Below are 16,697 nucleotides of genomic sequence, written 5' to 3' on the forward strand. Positions count from 1 at the left end.
AGGCCGCCATGGAGACCTATTCGCTTCTCGCCTCCTTCGCGCAGACCGGCGGGCTCCTGATCTTCATCTTCGGGTTCCTGCTCGTCATCGCCTACGCGCTCATGCCGTCCAACCGCTCGACCTTCGACAAGGCCGCGCGGACGCCGATCGAAGAGGATTGAGGTCATGGCCCAGAACAAGCAGAACATCGACAAGGTGACTGGGGTCTCGACCACGGGCCACGAGTGGGACGGCATCACCGAGCTCAACAATCCGCTGCCGCGGTGGTGGCTGTACATCTTCTACGCGACGATCGCCTGGTCGTTCCTCTACGTGCTGCTCTATCCCGCGATTCCGCTCGTCAACTCGGCCACGGGCGGCATCCTCGGCTGGAATTCGCGATCTGCGGTGGTGGGCGACCTCGAGCGGCTGGACGCCTCCCGCGGCGGCGACATCGCGGCGCTCCGCGACGTCGAACTCGCCTCGATCGAGGAGAACCCGCAGCTCCTCGCCTTCGCCCAGGCCTACGGGCGCGCCGCCTTCGGCGACAATTGCTCGGCCTGCCACGGCGCGGGCGGCGGCGGGGCGGTCGGCTTCCCCAACCTCGTCGACGACGATTGGCTGTGGGGCGGCACGCTGGAGGCGATCCAGCACACCATCACCTACGGCATCCGCTCGACGCCGATGGACACCCGCTTCGGCGACATGCCCGCCTTCGTGCGCGACGGCTGGTTCGGTCGCGAGGACGCGCTCGTGCTGACCGACTACGTCCGCCACATCGCGGGCCTCGAGACACCCGCGGGCTTCGACCCCGCCGCGGGCGCCGAGCTCTTCGCCGTCAATTGCGCCGCCTGCCACGGCGAGGCGGGCGAGGGCATCCAGGACATGGGCGCGCCCAACCTCACCGACGGCATCTGGCTCTACGGCTCGGACCGCGACGTGATCCTCGAGGGTCTCGTCAACGGTCGTGCCGGGATGATGCCGCACTTCGGCGAGCGCCTCGACGAGGCGACCGTGAAGGCGCTGGCGGTGTACGTGCACACGCTGGGCGGGGGCGAGTGAGCCGCGGCTGGTCGGCCGGATGACGACGACGAAAACGGCGGGCCCTTCGGGACCCGCCGTTTTCGTCTCGACCCTCCTCACTCCTGCACCGGCACGAGCCATCCGTCACCCGGCCCGCCGCCCGCGTCCCCGTCTGCTTCGCCCGCCTCCGCGAGCGCCTCGACGCTGACGCTCTCGGGCTCGGCGCGGTCCTCGCGCAGGCGCGGCGCGCGGGGCTGCCAGCCCTTCAGGTGCTGGCCCACGCGCTCGTAGAAGCTCGGCACGGCGGCCTCGAGCTCCGAGATGAACTTGTTGCGCTGGGCGAAGCGGGCGGCGAGGTCGCGCACCAGCAGGATCTCCATCGAGACGAGTTCGGGCGCATCGCGCCCGCCGGCGATCTCCTCCGGCTCCGCCCGCGCCTGCGTCAGCGGCGCCTGCCGGGAGGGCGCGCGGCCGACGTAGTGCAGCCGCACGTGCAGCCCGTCCGGCTCGCTCGCCTCGAGCTGTTTGAGCACCCAGCCGAGCCGCGCGCGGTTGCTCCGGCGATCCTCCGGCGCGCGCACCCGCATCGAGACGACGATGGCGCGCGCCCGCAGGTCGGCGCGAATTTCGATCGGCGCGGCCGCGTCGGGCACGCGCAGCCCGGCCGCGAGGCAATGCTCCTGGGACAGCCGCTCGGCGTCCGCCTTCAGCCGCGCCTCCGCGTCGGCGCGCTGCGTGCGCGGCACGACGGGCTCGACCTCGGCCGTCAGCTGGCGGCTGAGGATGAGGGAGAGATCGCGCACCTCCTGGTGCCAGGCGCCGACGGTCTCGCGGACGGCCTCCGCGCCCGCCGACATCGGCGCGCCCGCCTGCGCCTTCGCACAGAGATCGGGCCAGGACGCCGGCATCCGGTCGAAGCCCTTCACGCCCGTGCTCGGATGCGCGAGGAAGCGTACCAGCTCCGCGAGGATGAAGGCCTGGTCGGTGTCCGCCACGTCCTCGCCGTCGATCAGGAGCGTCGCCTGGGTCAGCACGTTCATCCAAGACCAGTGGTACAGGTCGACCTTCTTGCGCGCCGCCGCGGGCAGGGCGACGGGATGATGCGACGGCAGGGCCGCGAACTCGTTGGAGAGAGTCACCACGGCGTCGATGCCGTAGCGCCGCGCGACCTCGCAGTAGAGTTCGACCTGCGCCGGCGCGAGATCGGCGGCGCCGACCTTGGCCTCGACGAGCGCGGTCCAGCGCCGGGAGCCCACCTCCAGCACGAGCAGCCCGTCCGGCCGCGCGGCCTTCTCGCCGCGGCCCATCGGGAAGCTCAGCTCCGTATAGGCCGCGATCCGCGCCCGGCTGCCCACGCGCTGGCCCAGGCTCGCCATCATGACGCGCCCGAACTCGTGCACGCTGGCGAGGCAGGCGAGGAGGATCGAGGTGGCGCGGCCCTCCTTCGACGTCTCCGCCAGAACCGGGAACAGCCGTGCGCGATGGCTCTCCTTCAGTACGCTCTCCAGATCACCCATCCCTCTCGCCCCTTCCGCGTGCGTCGCCCCGTGCGGTCCGTCCAGATTGCAGAACCTTCCGATGGCGATCAACCCCATCCGTCGCGAGGGAGAGACGCCGCCTTGCGCGCCGGCGGTTCGTGCACCATTTCTCACGACGAGACAGGCGCGCCCCGACCGGCGCGCGGCCCCTCGTCCGCCCGGGAGCGAGCGCTCCGGGGCGTTTGACCTCGCGCGGCCGCGGGTTTAAAGCCAGAGCGCAATTTCGGCACCGCCGCCCGCGGGGCGTGGCGGTGGGTTTCGCTGATCAGAGGATGACCGTATGGCGAAAGAGGAGCTGATTACCTTCGAGGGCGTCGTGACCGAGGTTCTCCCCGATGCGAAGTTCCGGGTCGAGCTCGAGAACGGCCACGAGGTGATCGCCTACACCGCCGGCAAGATGCGCAAGTTCCGCATCAAGACCATCGCCGGGGACCGCGTCACCGTCGAGATGTCGCCCTACGATCTCGACAAGGGACGTCTCGTGTTCCGGCACAAGGACGACCGCGGGCCCGTCGGCCCCCGCCCGGGCGGCTCGCGCCCCGGCGGCCCACGCCGGCGGTGACGCCGGCGCTCCGGGGATGCTGGCCCGGGGGCCCGGGACGGGGTATCATCGCCGGGATGCGCGAGGAGGTCGGGATGGACGACGTGACCACTCTGACGGTCGAACTCGATCCGGAGCTGCGCGACGCCTTTCTCGGCGCGGCAGCGATCGACGACGTGCCCCCGGACGAGGTCCTGCGCGCGCTGGTCCGCGGCTACGTCGAGGAGAAGCGCGGCGAGCGCGAGCCCCCGACGCCCGAGTACGAGGCGTTCCTGCGGCGCAAGGTCGAGATCGCGATGGCGTCCTACCGGGCGGGAGACGTTATCTCCAACGAGGATGTCGAGGCCGAGTTCGCCGAGCGACGGCGCGGGCTCGGCGTCGATCGTACGTGATCGTCCGCTGGACACCCGAAGCGGTCCAGGATCGACGCGATATTCTGAGCTACGTCTCGAGAGACAACCCGAGAGCGGCCACACGGCTCGACAAAAGTTCTCCCATGCCGCCTCACAATTGGTCGATCTTCCCTTGCTGGGGCACGCCGGCCACACCCCGGGGACAGGCGAGCCGTTCCCGCATCCGAGCTACCGCCTCGCCTACGAGGTCGACGGGCGGGTCGTCTCGATCCTGGCGCTCGTCCACGCGGCACGCGAGTGGCCGCCGGCTCGGCAGGCGCGCGACGACGAGCCGCGAGACTGATTTCGAGGGTTATTCGCGGGCACGAAATCGACCCGGGCACGAGAAAGGGCGCCTGGCCTCGCGGCCGGCGCCCTTCTCGCGTCTCATGGATGGCGGGCGCGCCGCAAGGCGGCCCCGCATCGGCTCACGCCACGGCGAGCTTGTCCGCCGAGGACTTGCCGGTGCGGCGGTCGGCGACGACCTCGTAGGACACCTTCTGGCCCTCGTCGAGGCCGCGCAGGCCCGCGCGCTCCACGGCGGAGATGTGCACGAACACGTCGCCACCGCCCTCGTCGGGCTGGATGAAGCCGTAGCCCTTGGTCGCGTTGAACCACTTCACGGTACCGGTCTGCATGGCGATCTCCTGTCGAGGCATGCGTGGGTTGTCGGACACGCGCGAACGCGCGCCCACGAATATCGATGTCTCGGAGAAGGTCGTCAGCCACGCACCGGAACTCTCTTCGAGGTGGCGCGCATCCTGGCCAAGTCGTCCGGCCTAAAACTCGATGATCTTCAGATACACCGGGATCGTGTCGATTCCAAGGTCGCGCGGGGCGAAACGGAGGCGGCGCAGTGAAAAAACACCGGCCCGGCCGCGCGGGCCGGGCCGGCGGACGCCCGCGTTCAGCCGGCGGCCATCGCCTTCTTCAGATTCTCGTCGACCTTGTCGAGGAAGCCCGTCGTCGTCAGCCAGCGCTGGTCGGGGCCGACGAGGAGGGCGAGGTCCTTCGTCATGTGGCCGGCCTCGACGGTGTCGATGCAGACCTTCTCCAGCGTGTCCGCGAAACGGTCGAGTTCGGCGTTGCCGTCGAGCTTGGCGCGGTGCTTGAGGCCGCGAGTCCAGGCGAAGATCGAGGCGATGGAGTTCGTCGAGGTCTCCTTGCCCTTCTGGTGCTCGCGGTAGTGGCGCGTCACCGTGCCGTGGGCGGCCTCGGCCTCCACCGTCTTGCCGTCGGGCGTCATCAGCACCGACGTCATCAGGCCGAGCGAGCCGAAGCCCTGGGCCACCGTGTCGGACTGCACGTCGCCGTCGTAGTTCTTGCAGGCCCAGACGTAGCCGCCCGACCACTTGAGCGCCGAGGCGACCATGTCGTCGATCAGGCGATGCTCGTAGGTGATCCCGGCCGCCTTGAACGCGTCCGCGAACTCGTTCTCGTAGACCTCCTGGAACAGGTCCTTGAAGCGGCCGTCATAGGCCTTGAGGATGGTGTTCTTGGTCGACAGGTAGACCGGGTACTTGCGGTTCAGCCCGTAGTTCAGCGAGGCGCGGGCGAAGTCGCGGATCGACTCGTCGAGATTGTACATCGCCATCGCGACGCCGGCGCCCGGGAACTGGAACACCTCCTTCTCGATGACGGTGCCGTCCTCGCCCTCGAACTTGATGGTCATGCGGCCCTTGCCGGGGATCTTGAAGTCGGTGGCGCGGTACTGGTCGCCGAAGGCGTGGCGGCCGACGATGATCGGCTGCGTCCAGCCCGGCACGAGGCGCGGCACGTTCTTGGCGATGATCGGCTCGCGGAAGATCACGCCGCCGAGGATGTTGCGGATCGTGCCGTTGGGCGAGCGCCACATCTGCTTGAGGCCGAACTCCTCGACGCGCTGCTCGTCCGGCGTGATGGTGGCGCACTTCACGCCCACGCCGTGCTTCTTGATGGCGTGGGCCGCGTCGATCGTCACCTGGTCGTCGGTGGCGTCGCGGTGCTCGACGCCGAGGTCGTAGTACTCGAGGTCGATGTCGAGATAGGGGTGGATCAGCTTGTCCTTGATGTAGGCCCAGATGATCCGGGTCATCTCGTCGCCGTCGAGCTCCACCACGGGGTTCGCGACCTTGATCTTCGCCATCGTTCGACCTCTTAGGCTCTCGCGTTCGGGACGCTGCGCGCCCCCCTTCCGGGCCGCGTCTTAGCCCGCCTTCGGCGACGGGGGAAGCCCGGCTTTCGCCGGAGTGGGGGGCGTCGAGCCTACCCCCGCCCCCGCAGCACCAGCACGTCGCGCCGCACCTCGTAGGAGTCCAGCCGGTCGAGGAAGCTCATGCCGAGCAGGTTGCCCGGCAGGGCGTCGGGCCGCGCGACGAGCGCGCGCACGTCGGTCTCGACGATGTCCCCCACCGCGAGCGTGTCGAGCACGATCGGCGCCGCCAGGGTGCGGCCGTTGGCGGTGAGCACGGGGACGCGGTAGGCGAGGTCGTCCGCGCCGTAGCCGAGCCGCGCGGCGGCGTCCGCCGTGAGCACGACGACATTCGCGCCGGTGTCGAAGATGAAGTCGAGCGGCGTCTCGTTGGCGGCGCCACGCACGACGAAGGCGCCGTCGAAGCCGCGGCGCACGCTGACCTCGCCCGGCGCGACGGTCACCGCCGCGCCCGGGCGCAGCTCCGCCATGACCCGCAGCGCGACCGATTCGAGCTCGACGCGGTGGGTGTAGAGCACGATCAGGCCGATGAAGATCACCACCCACGAGACGAGGTGGCCGACGAAGGCCGCGAAGCGTCCGCGATAGCGCGAGAACAGCGAGCCGGAGATGAAGAGCACCAGCGCGGTCAGCGCGGTCAGCCGCGCGAACTCCTCCGGCGGCAGCCCCAGGATCGCGCGCTCGCCGTGCGTCCAGACCAGGGCGGCGAGCCCGAAGGCGAGGAGCGCGAGGCCGATCGCCCCGGGCATCAGCCGGCCTCGCCCCGGGCCCCGACCTCGTCCCCCGCGACGTCCTCGCCCAGGAATGCGCGGCGCATGCGCCGCTCGAGCCCGGCCATGATCGTCAGTCGCTCGTCCTCGGGCATCCGCCCCCAGGTCGCGATCTCGGCGCGGGTACGCCCGCAGCCTTCGCACAGGCCGGTCTCCTCGTCGATGAGGCAGACCTTGATGCAGGGGGAGGAGATGGTGCTCATGCCTCCATATCTCGTCAGCGCGCGAGCGCGATCAAGAGGGCGAGCGCGGCGGCGATCTCCGCGACCTGCTGGGCGGCGCCGGCGACGTCCCCGGTCTGGCCGCCGATCTTCGCCACCGACCAGCGGGTGATCGCCCATCCGGCGAGCGCGGTGGCGAGGCAGGCGCCGAGCATGCCGGCGAGCGGGAGGCCTCCGGCGAGGGCGAGGGCGAGGGCGAGGGCCGCCGCGATCGCCCCCGCCTGCGCGAGGGTCGCCCGGGGCAGCCGCCCGACGGAGGCGGAGGCGCCGTCGGCGCGGGCGGGGTCGGCCAGCGCGAGCGGCACCAGCGTCGCGGTGCGCGAGAGCGTCGACAGCGCGCACAGCGCCGTCGCGGCGCCGAGCACGCCCGCGCCCTCGACGAGCGCCGCGAGCGCGCCGACGCGCAGGATCAGCGACAGCGCCAGCGCCGTCGCGCCGAAGGCGCCGACGCGGCTGTCCTTCATGATCTCGAGCCGCCGCGCGCGGGTGGTGGCGCCGGCGAAGGCGTCGGCGACGTCGGCGAGCCCGTCCTCGTGCAGGGCGCCGGTCGTCGCCGCGAGCGCGCCGATGGCGAGCGCCGCGGCGACCAGCGGCGGCAGGCCCGCGAGGCTCGCGCCGGCGAGAACGAGCGCGCCGATGGCGCCCAGGATCGCACCGGCGACGGGCAGCATGCGCGCCATGCGGGCGAAGTCGGGCAGGGCGTGCGGGTCCGCCTCCCAGGGCAGGGCCGGGACGGGCACGCGCGAGTAGAAGCGCAGCGCCCGCGCGACGTCGGTGAGCGGGCCGGTCACCGGCCCCTCGCGTCCCGCCGCCCGATTGTCCGGCGTCCCGTGCATGGTCCTCGCCCGCTCCGTCCGTACCGGTACCCGTGCCCTCGCGCCGCCTTCAAAGATGCGGCCCGCTCCTCTATACGTCGCGGCGCGACTCGTTTCACCCGGCGCGTGCGGCTCTCCCCGTCCTCCGCGCCCGTTTCCCGGGCCACGGAGGCCACCATGACCGACACGTCCGCTCCGAAGGACGGCACGCCCTTCGACGACATCCGCGCGCTCGTCGCCGCCATGCCGGGGCCGGACGAGGCGGCGGTCGCCGCCGTGCGCGCCCGCGACGCGGAGCTGACGAAGCCGGCTGGCTCGCTCGGGCGTCTGGAATGGCTCGCCGAGTGGCTCGCGGCCTGGCAGGGCAAGCCGAAGCCGACCGTGGCGCGCCCGCTCGTCGCCGTCTTCGCCGGCGCCCACGGCGTCACCGCCCGCGGCGTCTCGGCCTTCCCGGACGCGGTGAACCGGCAGATGCTGGAGAACTTCGCCGCCGGCGGGGCGGCGATCAACCAGATCTGCGCCGCCTACGGCATCGGCTTCAAGGTCTTCGACCTCGCGATCGACATCCCGACGAAGGACTTCACGGTCGAGCCGGCGATGGGCGAGAAGGACGCGGTGGCCACCATGGCCTTCGGCATGGAGGCGATCGCCGGCGGCACGGACCTGCTCGGCATCGGCGAGATGGGCATCGGCAACACGACGGCGGCTGCCGCGATCTACTGCGCGCTGTGGGGCGGCGAGCCCGCGCACTGGGTCGGCCGCGGCACGGGCGTCGACGACGCGGGTCTCGCGCGCAAGGTCTCCGCGATCGAGGACGCGCTCGCGCTGCACGGCGCGGCGCTCGCCGATCCGCTCGAGGTGCTGCGCCGGCTCGGCGGGCGCGAGATCTGCGCCATGGCCGGCGCCATCCTCGCGGCGCGCGCCGAGCGCGTCCCGGTCGTCGTCGACGGCTACGTCGCCACCGCCGCCGCCGCCGTGCTCCACGCGCTCGATCCGCGCACGCTCGAGCACTGCGTCGCCGGCCACCTCTCCGCGGAGGGCGCCCACCGCGAGGCGCTCGAGCGCATCGGCAAGACGCCGCTCCTCGCCCTGAACATGCGCCTGGGCGAGGGCTCCGGCGCGGCGCTGGCGATGGGCGTGATCAAGGCGGCCTGCGCCTGCCACGTCGACATGGCGACCTTCGACCAGGCGAACGTCTCGAAGAAGCAGGGCTGAAGGGGGACGTTCCGCGCCGGGTCGATCCGTTCCGCGTCGAGCCGGCGGACACCGCCCCCGCGCGCGGCAAGCATCGCTAAACCATCGTCGCGCACGCACGCTTAACCTGAACGCGTGTTGACGCTTTCGGATTAAGACTCCTCCAAGCCGAATCGATCAGGGTCATCGTACGAACCAACACACCGGTCACGACCACGAAGACCGGGGAGGCGTCGAACATGATCGATCAAGCTTTGCGCGAATTCGCCGATAATCTCTGCGAGAGGGGTATGATGACCATCGAGGACGTGGCGTGCCTGCGCGCCATCGCTCTCGAGGACGGCATCTCCACGCGGGAGGAGGCGGACGTCCTCATCGCGCTCGACCGCACCGTGAAACGGGCGGACGAGGCGGCCGCTCGAGCCTGGTCGGAGCTGTTCGCATCCCTGCTCGTCGACTTCGTCGTGTGGGGCGCGCGCCCCACCGGCGTCGTCGATCCCGGGCTCGCCCGCTGGCTCGTCACCTCGGTGAACGCCTGCGGCGGCCCCAGCGACAACGCCCGGCGCGCCATCGCGCAGATCGTGCGCGAGGCCCATCGGGTCGACGAGACGCTGCTCGTCTTCGTCATGCGCGGCGGCGTCATGCGCATGCGCGACGTCCTCGACGCGCCGGAGGTGCCCAAGCGCCTGAAGGACGCCGCGCGCAAGGCCGAGCGCGCGGCCTGAGGCACGCATCGCCGTCTCAGTCGAAAGAGGCGTGGACGAGACCGGGCGCGGGTCGCTAGAACCTCGAGGCGTCTCACCGACGACCAGCGAGGCCCGCGTTCATGTTCGACAAGATCCTCATCGCCAATCGGGGCGAGATCGCCTGCCGCGTGATCAAGACCGCGCGCAAGATGGGCATCGCCACGGTCGCCGTCTTCTCCGACGCCGATCGCGACGCGGTGCACGTCGACATGGCGGACGAGGCGGTGCACATCGGGCCCGCAGCCGCCTCCGAGAGCTACCTCGTCATCGACAAGATCGTCGAGGCCTGCAAGCGCACCGGCGCGCAGGCGGTGCATCCGGGCTACGGCTTCCTGTCCGAGCGCGAGGCCTTCCCGAAGGCGCTCGCCGCGGCGGGGATCGTGTTCATCGGCCCCAATCCCGGCGCCATCGCCGCGATGGGCGACAAGATCGAATCGAAGAAGGCGGCCGCAGCCGCGCAGGTCTCGACGGTGCCGGGCTACCTCGGCGTGATCGAGAGCCCCGAGCACGCGGTCGCCATCGCCGAGGAGATCGGCTTTCCCGTGATGCTCAAGGCGTCGGCCGGCGGCGGCGGCAAGGGCATGCGGATCGCCTGGTCGAAGGACGAGGTGGCCGAGGGCTTCGCGCGGGCGCGCTCGGAGGCGGCGAGTTCCTTCGGCGACGACCGCGTCTTCGTCGAGAAGTTCATCACCCAGCCGCGCCACATCGAGATCCAGGTGCTCGGCGACAAGCACGGCAACTGCATCTGGGTGTCCGAGCGCGAATGCTCGATCCAGCGCCGCAACCAGAAGGTCGTCGAGGAGGCGCCCTCGCCCCTGCTCGACCCGCAGACCCGCCGCCTCATGGGCGAGCAGGCGGTCGCGCTCGCGCGTGCGGTGGGCTACGACTCCGCCGGCACGGTCGAGTTCGTGGCGGGGCAGGACAAGTCCTTCTACTTCCTCGAGATGAACACCCGCCTCCAGGTCGAGCACCCGGTCACCGAGATGATCACCGGCATCGACCTCGTCGAGGAGATGATCCGCGTCGCCGCCGGCGAGCGGCTGCGCTACCGCCAGGACGACATCCGCCTCGACGGCTGGTCGATCGAGAGCCGCATCTACGCCGAGGACCCGACGCGCGGCTTCCTGCCCTCGACGGGTCGGCTGACCATCTACCGCCCGCCGGCGGAGGGCAGCGCGGACGGCGTCACCGTACGCAACGACACCGGCGTCGAGGAAGGCGGCGAGATCTCGATCTGGTACGATCCGATGATCGCCAAGCTCGTCACCCACGCGCCGACCCGCGAGGCGGCGATCGACGCGCAGTCGCGGGCCCTCGACGCATTCGCCATCGACGGCATCCGCCACAACATCCCCTTCCTCACCGCGATCATGCAGAATCCGCGCTGGCGCGAGGGGGCGCTGTCGACGGCCTTCATCGCCGAGGAATTCCCCGACGGCTTCCAGGCGCCGGAGCCCGCGGGCGTGGTCGCGACCCGCATGGCCGCCGTGGCCGCCTGGATCGACTACCTCGAGGCCAAGCGCAAGCGCACGATCTCCGGCCAGATGCTCGGGCGCGCGCTCCACGTCTCGCGCGAGCGCGTCGTGATGCTGGAGAAGCAGCGCTTCGACGTCACGGTGGACGAGCGGCCCGACGGTGTCGTGCTGATCGGTTTCTCGGACGGCGGCGCCGTGCCGGTGGCGAGCGACTGGCGGCCTGGCGAGCCGGTCTGGGGGGGCACCGTCGCGGACGTCGTGATCGCGGTGCAGGTTCGCCCGATCGTCAACGGCGTCTTCCTGCAGCACCAGGGCGCCTCGGCGAAGGCCAAGGCGTTCACGGCGGCGGAGGCGCGCTTCGTCGAGCTGATGCCCGAGAAGGTGCCGGCGGACACGTCCAAGCAGCTGCTGTGCCCGATGCCGGGCCTCGTCAAGGCGCTGATGGCCGGGGTCGGCCAGGAGGTGAAGGCCGGCGAGCCGCTCGCCATCGTCGAGGCCATGAAGATGGAGAACGTGCTGCGCGCCGAGCGCGACGGCACGGTGAAGGCGATCCACGCCGAGGAGGGCGACAGCCTCGCCGTCGACTCCGTGATCCTCGAGTTCGCCTGACCGCGCCCGGGACCGAGATGCCGCTCTACTTCGCCTACGGATCCAACATGGACCGCGCCCAGATGGCCGTGCGCTGCCCCGCCTCGCGGCCGGTCGGCCCCGCGCGGCTGATGCGCCATCGCATCGTCATCATGCGCGAGGGCTGGGCGAGCGTCGCGCGCGCCCAGGGGGGCGCGGTCTGGGGCGTCCTTTGGGACCTCGCGCTGCGCGACGTCCCGGCGCTCGATCGCTGGGAGAGCCTCCACACCGGCCTCTACGCGAAGCTCGTCCAGCCGGTGCTGACGCAGAGGGGCGCGCGCCGCGCCATCGTCTACGTGGGGCGCGCGAGCGAGGGCGGCACGCCCCAGCCGGGCTACCTCGAATCGGTCGTCGCCGCCGCGGAGCACGCCGGCCTGCCGCCGAGCTGGATCTCGACGCTGCGCGCGCTGCATCCGGACGCGGCGCAGAGGCGCAATTCGTGACGGGGATGCCGCCGAGCGGCGTTCCCGGGGGAACGAAGTCGCCTTTCTGTAACCAATGCCCTTCCGTGAAGGCGCGGCTTCGCGCATACTTCGGAAAAACACGGATGCGGGACCCGGGATGACCGAGAACGACCGACGCGGCGCCCTCTATGCGCCGACCTTCATCGCGGTGGCTCCGAACGGGGGCCGGCGCACGAAGGCGGACCATCCGGCCCTTCCGTTGACAGCCGGCGAGTGCGCCGCCGTCGCGCGGGCGGCGCAGAGCGTCGGCGCCGCCATGATCCACCTCCACGTACGCGACCGCGAGGGCCGCCACAGCCTCGACCCCGGCCTCTACCGCGAGGCGATCGCCGCCGTGCGCGACGCCGCCGGGCCGCGGATGGTGGTTCAGATCACGACGGAGTCGATCGGCCGGTACGCGCCGGACGAGCAGGTCGCGGTGGTCAAGGCGGTGAAGCCGGAGGCCGTCTCCATGGCGTTGCGCGAGATCGCGCCCGCCGAATCGGACGCCAAGCGCCTCTCCGACCTGCTCGCCTTCTGCGAGGCGGAGCGCATCGCGCCGCAGATCATCGCCTACGACCGAACGGACGCCGACCGGTTGGCCCGCTGGGCGCATGCGCGGGTGATCGATTCGCGACAGGTCTCGGTGCTCTTCGTCGGCGGGCGCTACGACCCGCCGACGCAGGCGCGGCCGACCGACTTCGTCCCGATGGTGGAGAGCTGCGCCGACATCTACCGCGACTTCATGGTCTGCGCCTTCGGCCCGCGGGAAGCCGGCTGCGGCGTGCTCGCGGGCCTGCTCGGCGGCCACGTCCGCTGCGGCTTCGAGAACAACCTCTCGCTCCCCGACGGCTCGCCCGCCGCCGACAACGCCGCCGTGGTGGCGGCCCAGGCGAAGGCGCTCACCGCGGCGGGGCTGACGATCGGGGATGCGATCGCGCTGCGCTCGCTGTGGGGGATCGAGGGGCGCTGAGGGTCGGCGCGCTGGGCGGGGCCTGCGCGAACGCCCGGGCCGGAAGCAGGCACGGGATCAGCGTGGCCCCCGCGGCCAGCACGAAGACGCCCTCGCGCCCGAGCGCCGGGGAGAGCACGCCGCCCAGGAGCGGCCCGATCATCGCGCCGAAGGTGAAGACGAGGAAGGCGATTTGGTGTTACGATCCATCGACGCGAGGGACACGAAACGTCACCACGGTCTCACCATTCTAGCGCTCGGGTCAGCGACGTATCGAAGGCATTTAGATGGCAAGAAGCGACCTACTGGTCTCTCTTGTGCGAGCGGCCGCGGCGGGTGATCGAACGGCGCTTCGGTCGACCACCGAAGCCCTTGCGGCGGACGAGCGTGCAAAAAAACACCACATCCTCGCCGATCGTCTCCAGCGCGCACTCGCTGCTGTTCCGGTGACGCCCCCGACGCTGACCTCCTCTGCCGCGCCGAGCAACTCCTCGGGGCGCGAAGCGATCATCGAGCTGGAGGCTCGGACACGGCTCGATGATCTTCTGCTGCCGTTACCCGCGCAGGAAAGCGGACGTCAACTCGTCGAGGAGCACAGACGCGCGGATGTCCTGAGAGCGCACGGATATGAGCCGCGCCATCGCGTCCTGCTGTCGGGTCCGCCTGGCAATGGGAAGACATCCTATGCAGAAGGTGTAGCCGAGGCGCTCGGACTGCCCTTCTTCGTGGTCCGATATGATGCGTTGATTGGCAGCTACCTCGGAGAGACCAACACGCGCCTGCGTCGCCTGTTCGACTACGTTCGTACACAGCCGAGCGTCCTGTTCTTCGACGAGTTCGACGCGATTGGAAAGGAGCGTGGTGACACACACGAAACCGGCGAAATTAAGCGAGTCGTTTCATTTCTCTTGATGCAGCTTGATCAGCTGCCGAGTTACGTTATTGTCATAGCCGCAACGAATCATGCCGAATTGCTCGACCGTGCAGTTTGGCGGCGATTTCAGCTGCGTCTTTCGTTTCCAGCCCCAGATCGAAGTCAGATTGAAGTTTTCCTAGATCGGCTGATGTCGAACTGGCCGAACACTCCAAAGATTTCGATGAAGGATCTGGCACGACGGCTCGGAGCGGCAAGTTATGCGGAAGTGCTTGAGTTGTGCAGGAATGTGCGCCGGCGAGAAATCCTGGGACTCGGAGAGGTGTCAGTTGATGATGCCCTCGACAAAGAGCTGTTCCTCTGGAAGTCTCGCGCGTCACCAGAGGCAGTATTGAATGGCCAGCGACCCGGACAAACCTCTTCTTCGACTGACGCCTCGCGCCGAACAAGACCGGCCGGTCGGAAGACAGGCGAACATACCTCGTCCTGAACCGTTCCCGGTTGATCGTCAGACGGGTGCCTTTTCGCCCAAGTTCGAGCGCTTGAATGAAGTACTATCTCGCGATCCAAGCGGCCTAGAACTCCGGAGAGATCCGACGGCGCTAGCTCCTGAGCGCCTTCTCGTTTTTGAGGTCCGAGGAACGCTGTCGTCATTTGCCGATGCGGTTCGCCGAGTGGATGGTCTGGAATTGATTGACGAGGAACAGCTTGTCGGCGATGATCTCGATAAAGATCCGGTTGCATACTTGATGGTGCCGGACCACCGCGCTCTCAAGAGCATCCAGGGTTTATGGCGGCAATGGCTCCGAAATGAACTTGGGCGGGGGTACGCACCCTGGCGGAATCTTTTCGCTACTCTTCGTGATATGCGCCCATGGGGGCCAGAAGACCGTGTGCATCAGAACGACGCATCGATCTTGCAACTTGCAGTTGAGGAGCGGGACGATGACGAACTATTCCGTTTGGAGATCGAACTTGTTTACCGAGCATCCAAGCAGAAGGTGATTGAAAGCGAACGAGAATTGACAGGTGTTGTTAGGGCGCTCGGAGGCGATGTACTGTCTCGCTCCCGCATTGAAGATATAGGTTATCACGGACTGTTAGTCGATTTGCCGGTTCATGCTGTCCGGCAGATCGCGTCTCGTGAACCTTCTGCGGTGTCAGCCCTTGATAGCGTGATGTATATTCGCGCGCAGAGTATTGCGAGTGATCTCGAAGTGGGAGATATAAGTGCCAGCTCGGTCGAGACTGTGCCGAGGCCATTGGGAGAGCCGATCCTCGCGTTGCTCGATGGTCCTGCAATTGCCGCGCACGCTCTTCTGTCGAATCATCTTGTTGTCGACGATCAGTTCGATTTGGAGCGGATTACGCCCGTCGGCTCGCGCGTGCACGGCACGGCGATGGCTTCGTTGCTGGTTCATGGAGATCGCAACAAGACCAGCACTGCGTTAGCGCGGCGCATCATTTTGGTCCCTGTGTTGGATGAAACAGGTCACTTTCCTGCCGATCGACTCATAATTGATCTGGTCTATTCGGCCGTCATGCGGATGAAGCAGGGGGCGGATGCTACCGCCGAGGGCGTCGTGATCATCAACCTTTCCCTGGGCAACCCGAGGCGACCATTTCACGGCCAACTCTCACCATGGGCACGGCTAATCGACCGACTGGCTTATCGTTTTGGAATTCTATTCATCGTAAGCGCTGGAAACGTCACAGATGGGTTCAGCCTCGATAGCTTTTCGACACGGACAAGCTTCGAAGACGCCGTTCCCGAGATCCGCGCGAAAGAGACGTTACGTTCGATAGGTAAAATCGTGGCCGAACGCCGGCTCTTCTCGCCTGCGGAGACCGTGAATGGTCTCACCGTAGGTGCGGTCAACGATGATGCCGTTTCCGCAACGGATCGGACGCTAGCGCGAACGGTCGTCGACCCTTACGGCGAACTTCGAATGACCAACCCCTCCTGTACTCTCGGACCCGGTTTTGCGCAGTCCACGAAGCCAGATATCTGCTTACCCGGCGCCAGAGAGCACCTCCTCGTCGTCGGCGGCAGCACGTCCATCGAAGTGCAGCCAGCCAAACCGGGGCGCGCAGCCGGGCTCAGGGTGGCCGCGCCTCCTCGGGACGGTCGGGAAAATTCGGAGGGATTCACCAACGGTACGAGCGCAGCCGCCGCGCTTGCCTCGCGAACCGCTCACCGCATCCATGATGCTCTCGAAGCGACCTATGGCGAGCGCTTTCTGGGCATTCCGCCGGCACAAAGGGCGGTGCTTTTGAAGGCGCTTGTTGCACACAGCGCAAGATGGCCGAACGAGGCTGCTGCACTAATTCGCGAGATCATCGGGCCGTCCGACGCGAAACAGCACGTTCGACAAAAGGACAATATTAGGCGGTTCTTCGGCTTCGGAATAGTCGATCAGGATGAAGCCGTGGCGTGCGCCGCTGACAGAGCAACGTTCTGGGCTGTCGGCCGCCTCGCAGCGAACAGAGTGGCGGCGATCGAGGTTCCGGTTCCAGCAGCTATCGGCGGCCGATCACAACCGCACGCGATGGCGGCAACACTTGCTTGGTTTACGCCAACCGCACCCGGGCGGAAGAGCTACCGATCCGTACGGTTAAAGCTCTTAGACCCTGATGGACTGGAGGCGCTGAGGGTGAAGTCACATGGCGATCAGCCCGACACCAACCAAGCGCGCCGCGGAACACTGATCCACCGGAGCTGGCGCGGTGACCGGGCACCCGTTGTCGGGCCGGATATGACTATCTCGCTCACTGCTCAGCGCGACCCTGATCAAGGCGCCGACATCGATGACCCAATCGATTTCGGCATCGCCGTGACGCTGTCGATGCCGGGAGTTGTTGAGCTTTACGACGAGGTCCGACAAAGGCTCGGCATCCCGCTTCCAGCATGATCGG

Annotated in this window: 18 protein-coding genes; 12 read left to right on the forward strand and 6 right to left on the reverse strand. The window is 68.7% G+C overall.

Features of this window, described 5'->3' with window-relative positions:
- The first annotated feature begins 8 nt into the window (after positions 1 to 8).
- A complete protein-coding gene (locus AB9M23_RS03025; RefSeq protein WP_029029263.1) occupies positions 9 to 161 on the forward strand; it encodes a cbb3-type cytochrome c oxidase subunit 3 in 153 nt (50 codons plus the stop codon).
- A 4-nt stretch (positions 162 to 165) separates the two neighbouring features.
- Positions 166 to 1,041 carry a cytochrome-c oxidase, cbb3-type subunit III gene (gene ccoP, locus AB9M23_RS03030; RefSeq protein ID WP_372422346.1) on the forward strand — a complete coding sequence of 292 codons (876 nt, stop codon included), beginning with the start codon at positions 166 to 168 and terminating at the stop codon, positions 1,039 to 1,041.
- A gap of 77 nt (positions 1,042 to 1,118) precedes the next feature.
- Here ccoP and AB9M23_RS03035 read toward each other — a convergent pair whose 3' ends face one another.
- The gene (locus AB9M23_RS03035; protein WP_372422348.1) at positions 1,119 to 2,519 is read right to left on the reverse strand and encodes a hypothetical protein; all 1,401 of its coding nucleotides are present in this window, start codon (positions 2,517 to 2,519) and stop codon (positions 1,119 to 1,121) included.
- A gap of 301 nt (positions 2,520 to 2,820) precedes the next feature.
- Here AB9M23_RS03035 and infA point away from each other — a divergent pair, with 301 nt between their 5' ends.
- The 3 genes from infA to AB9M23_RS03050 all read left to right on the forward strand — a co-directional run bounded on the left by infA (position 2,821) and on the right by AB9M23_RS03050 (position 3,777).
- On the forward strand, positions 2,821 to 3,102 hold the full coding sequence (gene infA, locus AB9M23_RS03040) for a translation initiation factor IF-1 (protein ID WP_029029259.1): 282 nt from the start codon (positions 2,821 to 2,823) through the stop codon (positions 3,100 to 3,102).
- A 74-nt stretch (positions 3,103 to 3,176) separates the two neighbouring features.
- Complete coding sequence (locus tag AB9M23_RS03045; protein WP_372422350.1) at positions 3,177 to 3,473, forward strand: ribbon-helix-helix protein; 297 nt, start codon at positions 3,177 to 3,179, stop codon at positions 3,471 to 3,473.
- A 133-nt stretch (positions 3,474 to 3,606) separates the two neighbouring features.
- Positions 3,607 to 3,777, forward strand: coding sequence for a hypothetical protein (locus AB9M23_RS03050; protein ID WP_372422352.1), 171 nt, complete (start codon positions 3,607 to 3,609; stop codon positions 3,775 to 3,777).
- A gap of 124 nt (positions 3,778 to 3,901) precedes the next feature.
- Here AB9M23_RS03050 and AB9M23_RS03055 read toward each other — a convergent pair whose 3' ends face one another.
- From AB9M23_RS03055 to AB9M23_RS03075, 5 genes are all read right to left on the reverse strand, one after another.
- Positions 3,902 to 4,111 (reverse strand): cold-shock protein, encoded by a 210-nt coding sequence (locus tag AB9M23_RS03055; protein WP_029029258.1) that lies wholly within the window; start codon positions 4,109 to 4,111, stop codon positions 3,902 to 3,904.
- A 269-nt stretch (positions 4,112 to 4,380) separates the two neighbouring features.
- Positions 4,381 to 5,598 (reverse strand): NADP-dependent isocitrate dehydrogenase, encoded by a 1,218-nt coding sequence (locus AB9M23_RS03060; RefSeq protein WP_372422354.1) that lies wholly within the window; start codon positions 5,596 to 5,598, stop codon positions 4,381 to 4,383.
- 119 nt (positions 5,599 to 5,717) lie between these two features.
- Positions 5,718 to 6,413 (reverse strand): retropepsin-like aspartic protease family protein, encoded by a 696-nt coding sequence (locus AB9M23_RS03065; RefSeq protein ID WP_372422356.1) that lies wholly within the window; start codon positions 6,411 to 6,413, stop codon positions 5,718 to 5,720.
- On the reverse strand, positions 6,413 to 6,637 hold the full coding sequence (locus tag AB9M23_RS03070) for a DUF1289 domain-containing protein (protein ID WP_372422358.1): 225 nt from the start codon (positions 6,635 to 6,637) through the stop codon (positions 6,413 to 6,415). The genes AB9M23_RS03065 and AB9M23_RS03070 overlap by 1 nt, the downstream gene beginning before the upstream one ends.
- 14 nt (positions 6,638 to 6,651) lie before the next feature.
- Entirely contained in the window at positions 6,652 to 7,491 is an 840-nt protein-coding gene (locus tag AB9M23_RS03075; RefSeq protein ID WP_372422360.1) for an adenosylcobinamide-GDP ribazoletransferase, read from the reverse strand.
- Positions 7,492 to 7,647: 156 nt separating this feature from the next.
- Here AB9M23_RS03075 and cobT point away from each other — a divergent pair, with 156 nt between their 5' ends.
- From cobT to AB9M23_RS03110, 7 genes are all read left to right on the forward strand, one after another.
- Complete coding sequence (cobT, locus tag AB9M23_RS03080; RefSeq protein ID WP_372422361.1) at positions 7,648 to 8,685, forward strand: nicotinate-nucleotide--dimethylbenzimidazole phosphoribosyltransferase; 1,038 nt, start codon at positions 7,648 to 7,650, stop codon at positions 8,683 to 8,685.
- Between the two features lie 269 nt (positions 8,686 to 8,954).
- A complete protein-coding gene (locus AB9M23_RS03085; RefSeq protein WP_372422363.1) occupies positions 8,955 to 9,389 on the forward strand; it encodes a hypothetical protein in 435 nt (144 codons plus the stop codon).
- A 101-nt stretch (positions 9,390 to 9,490) separates the two neighbouring features.
- The gene (locus AB9M23_RS03090) at positions 9,491 to 11,494 is read left to right on the forward strand and encodes an acetyl-CoA carboxylase biotin carboxylase subunit (protein WP_372422364.1); all 2,004 of its coding nucleotides are present in this window, start codon (positions 9,491 to 9,493) and stop codon (positions 11,492 to 11,494) included.
- 17 nt (positions 11,495 to 11,511) lie between these two features.
- Positions 11,512 to 11,955 carry a gamma-glutamylcyclotransferase family protein gene (locus AB9M23_RS03095; RefSeq protein WP_372422366.1) on the forward strand — a complete coding sequence of 148 codons (444 nt, stop codon included), beginning with the start codon at positions 11,512 to 11,514 and terminating at the stop codon, positions 11,953 to 11,955.
- 118 nt (positions 11,956 to 12,073) lie between these two features.
- The gene (locus AB9M23_RS03100; protein ID WP_372422368.1) at positions 12,074 to 12,928 is read left to right on the forward strand and encodes a beta-keto acid cleavage family enzyme; all 855 of its coding nucleotides are present in this window, start codon (positions 12,074 to 12,076) and stop codon (positions 12,926 to 12,928) included.
- Between the two features lie 266 nt (positions 12,929 to 13,194).
- Positions 13,195 to 14,271 carry an AAA family ATPase gene (locus AB9M23_RS03105; protein ID WP_372422370.1) on the forward strand — a complete coding sequence of 359 codons (1,077 nt, stop codon included), beginning with the start codon at positions 13,195 to 13,197 and terminating at the stop codon, positions 14,269 to 14,271.
- Positions 14,177 to 16,693 (forward strand): S8 family serine peptidase, encoded by a 2,517-nt coding sequence (locus tag AB9M23_RS03110; protein ID WP_372422371.1) that lies wholly within the window; start codon positions 14,177 to 14,179, stop codon positions 16,691 to 16,693. The genes AB9M23_RS03105 and AB9M23_RS03110 overlap by 95 nt, the downstream gene beginning before the upstream one ends.
- Positions 16,694 to 16,697 lie beyond the last annotated feature (4 nt).

This window comes from Salinarimonas chemoclinalis (assembly GCF_041514305.1).
Lineage (GTDB): Bacteria > Pseudomonadota > Alphaproteobacteria > Rhizobiales > Beijerinckiaceae > Salinarimonas > Salinarimonas chemoclinalis.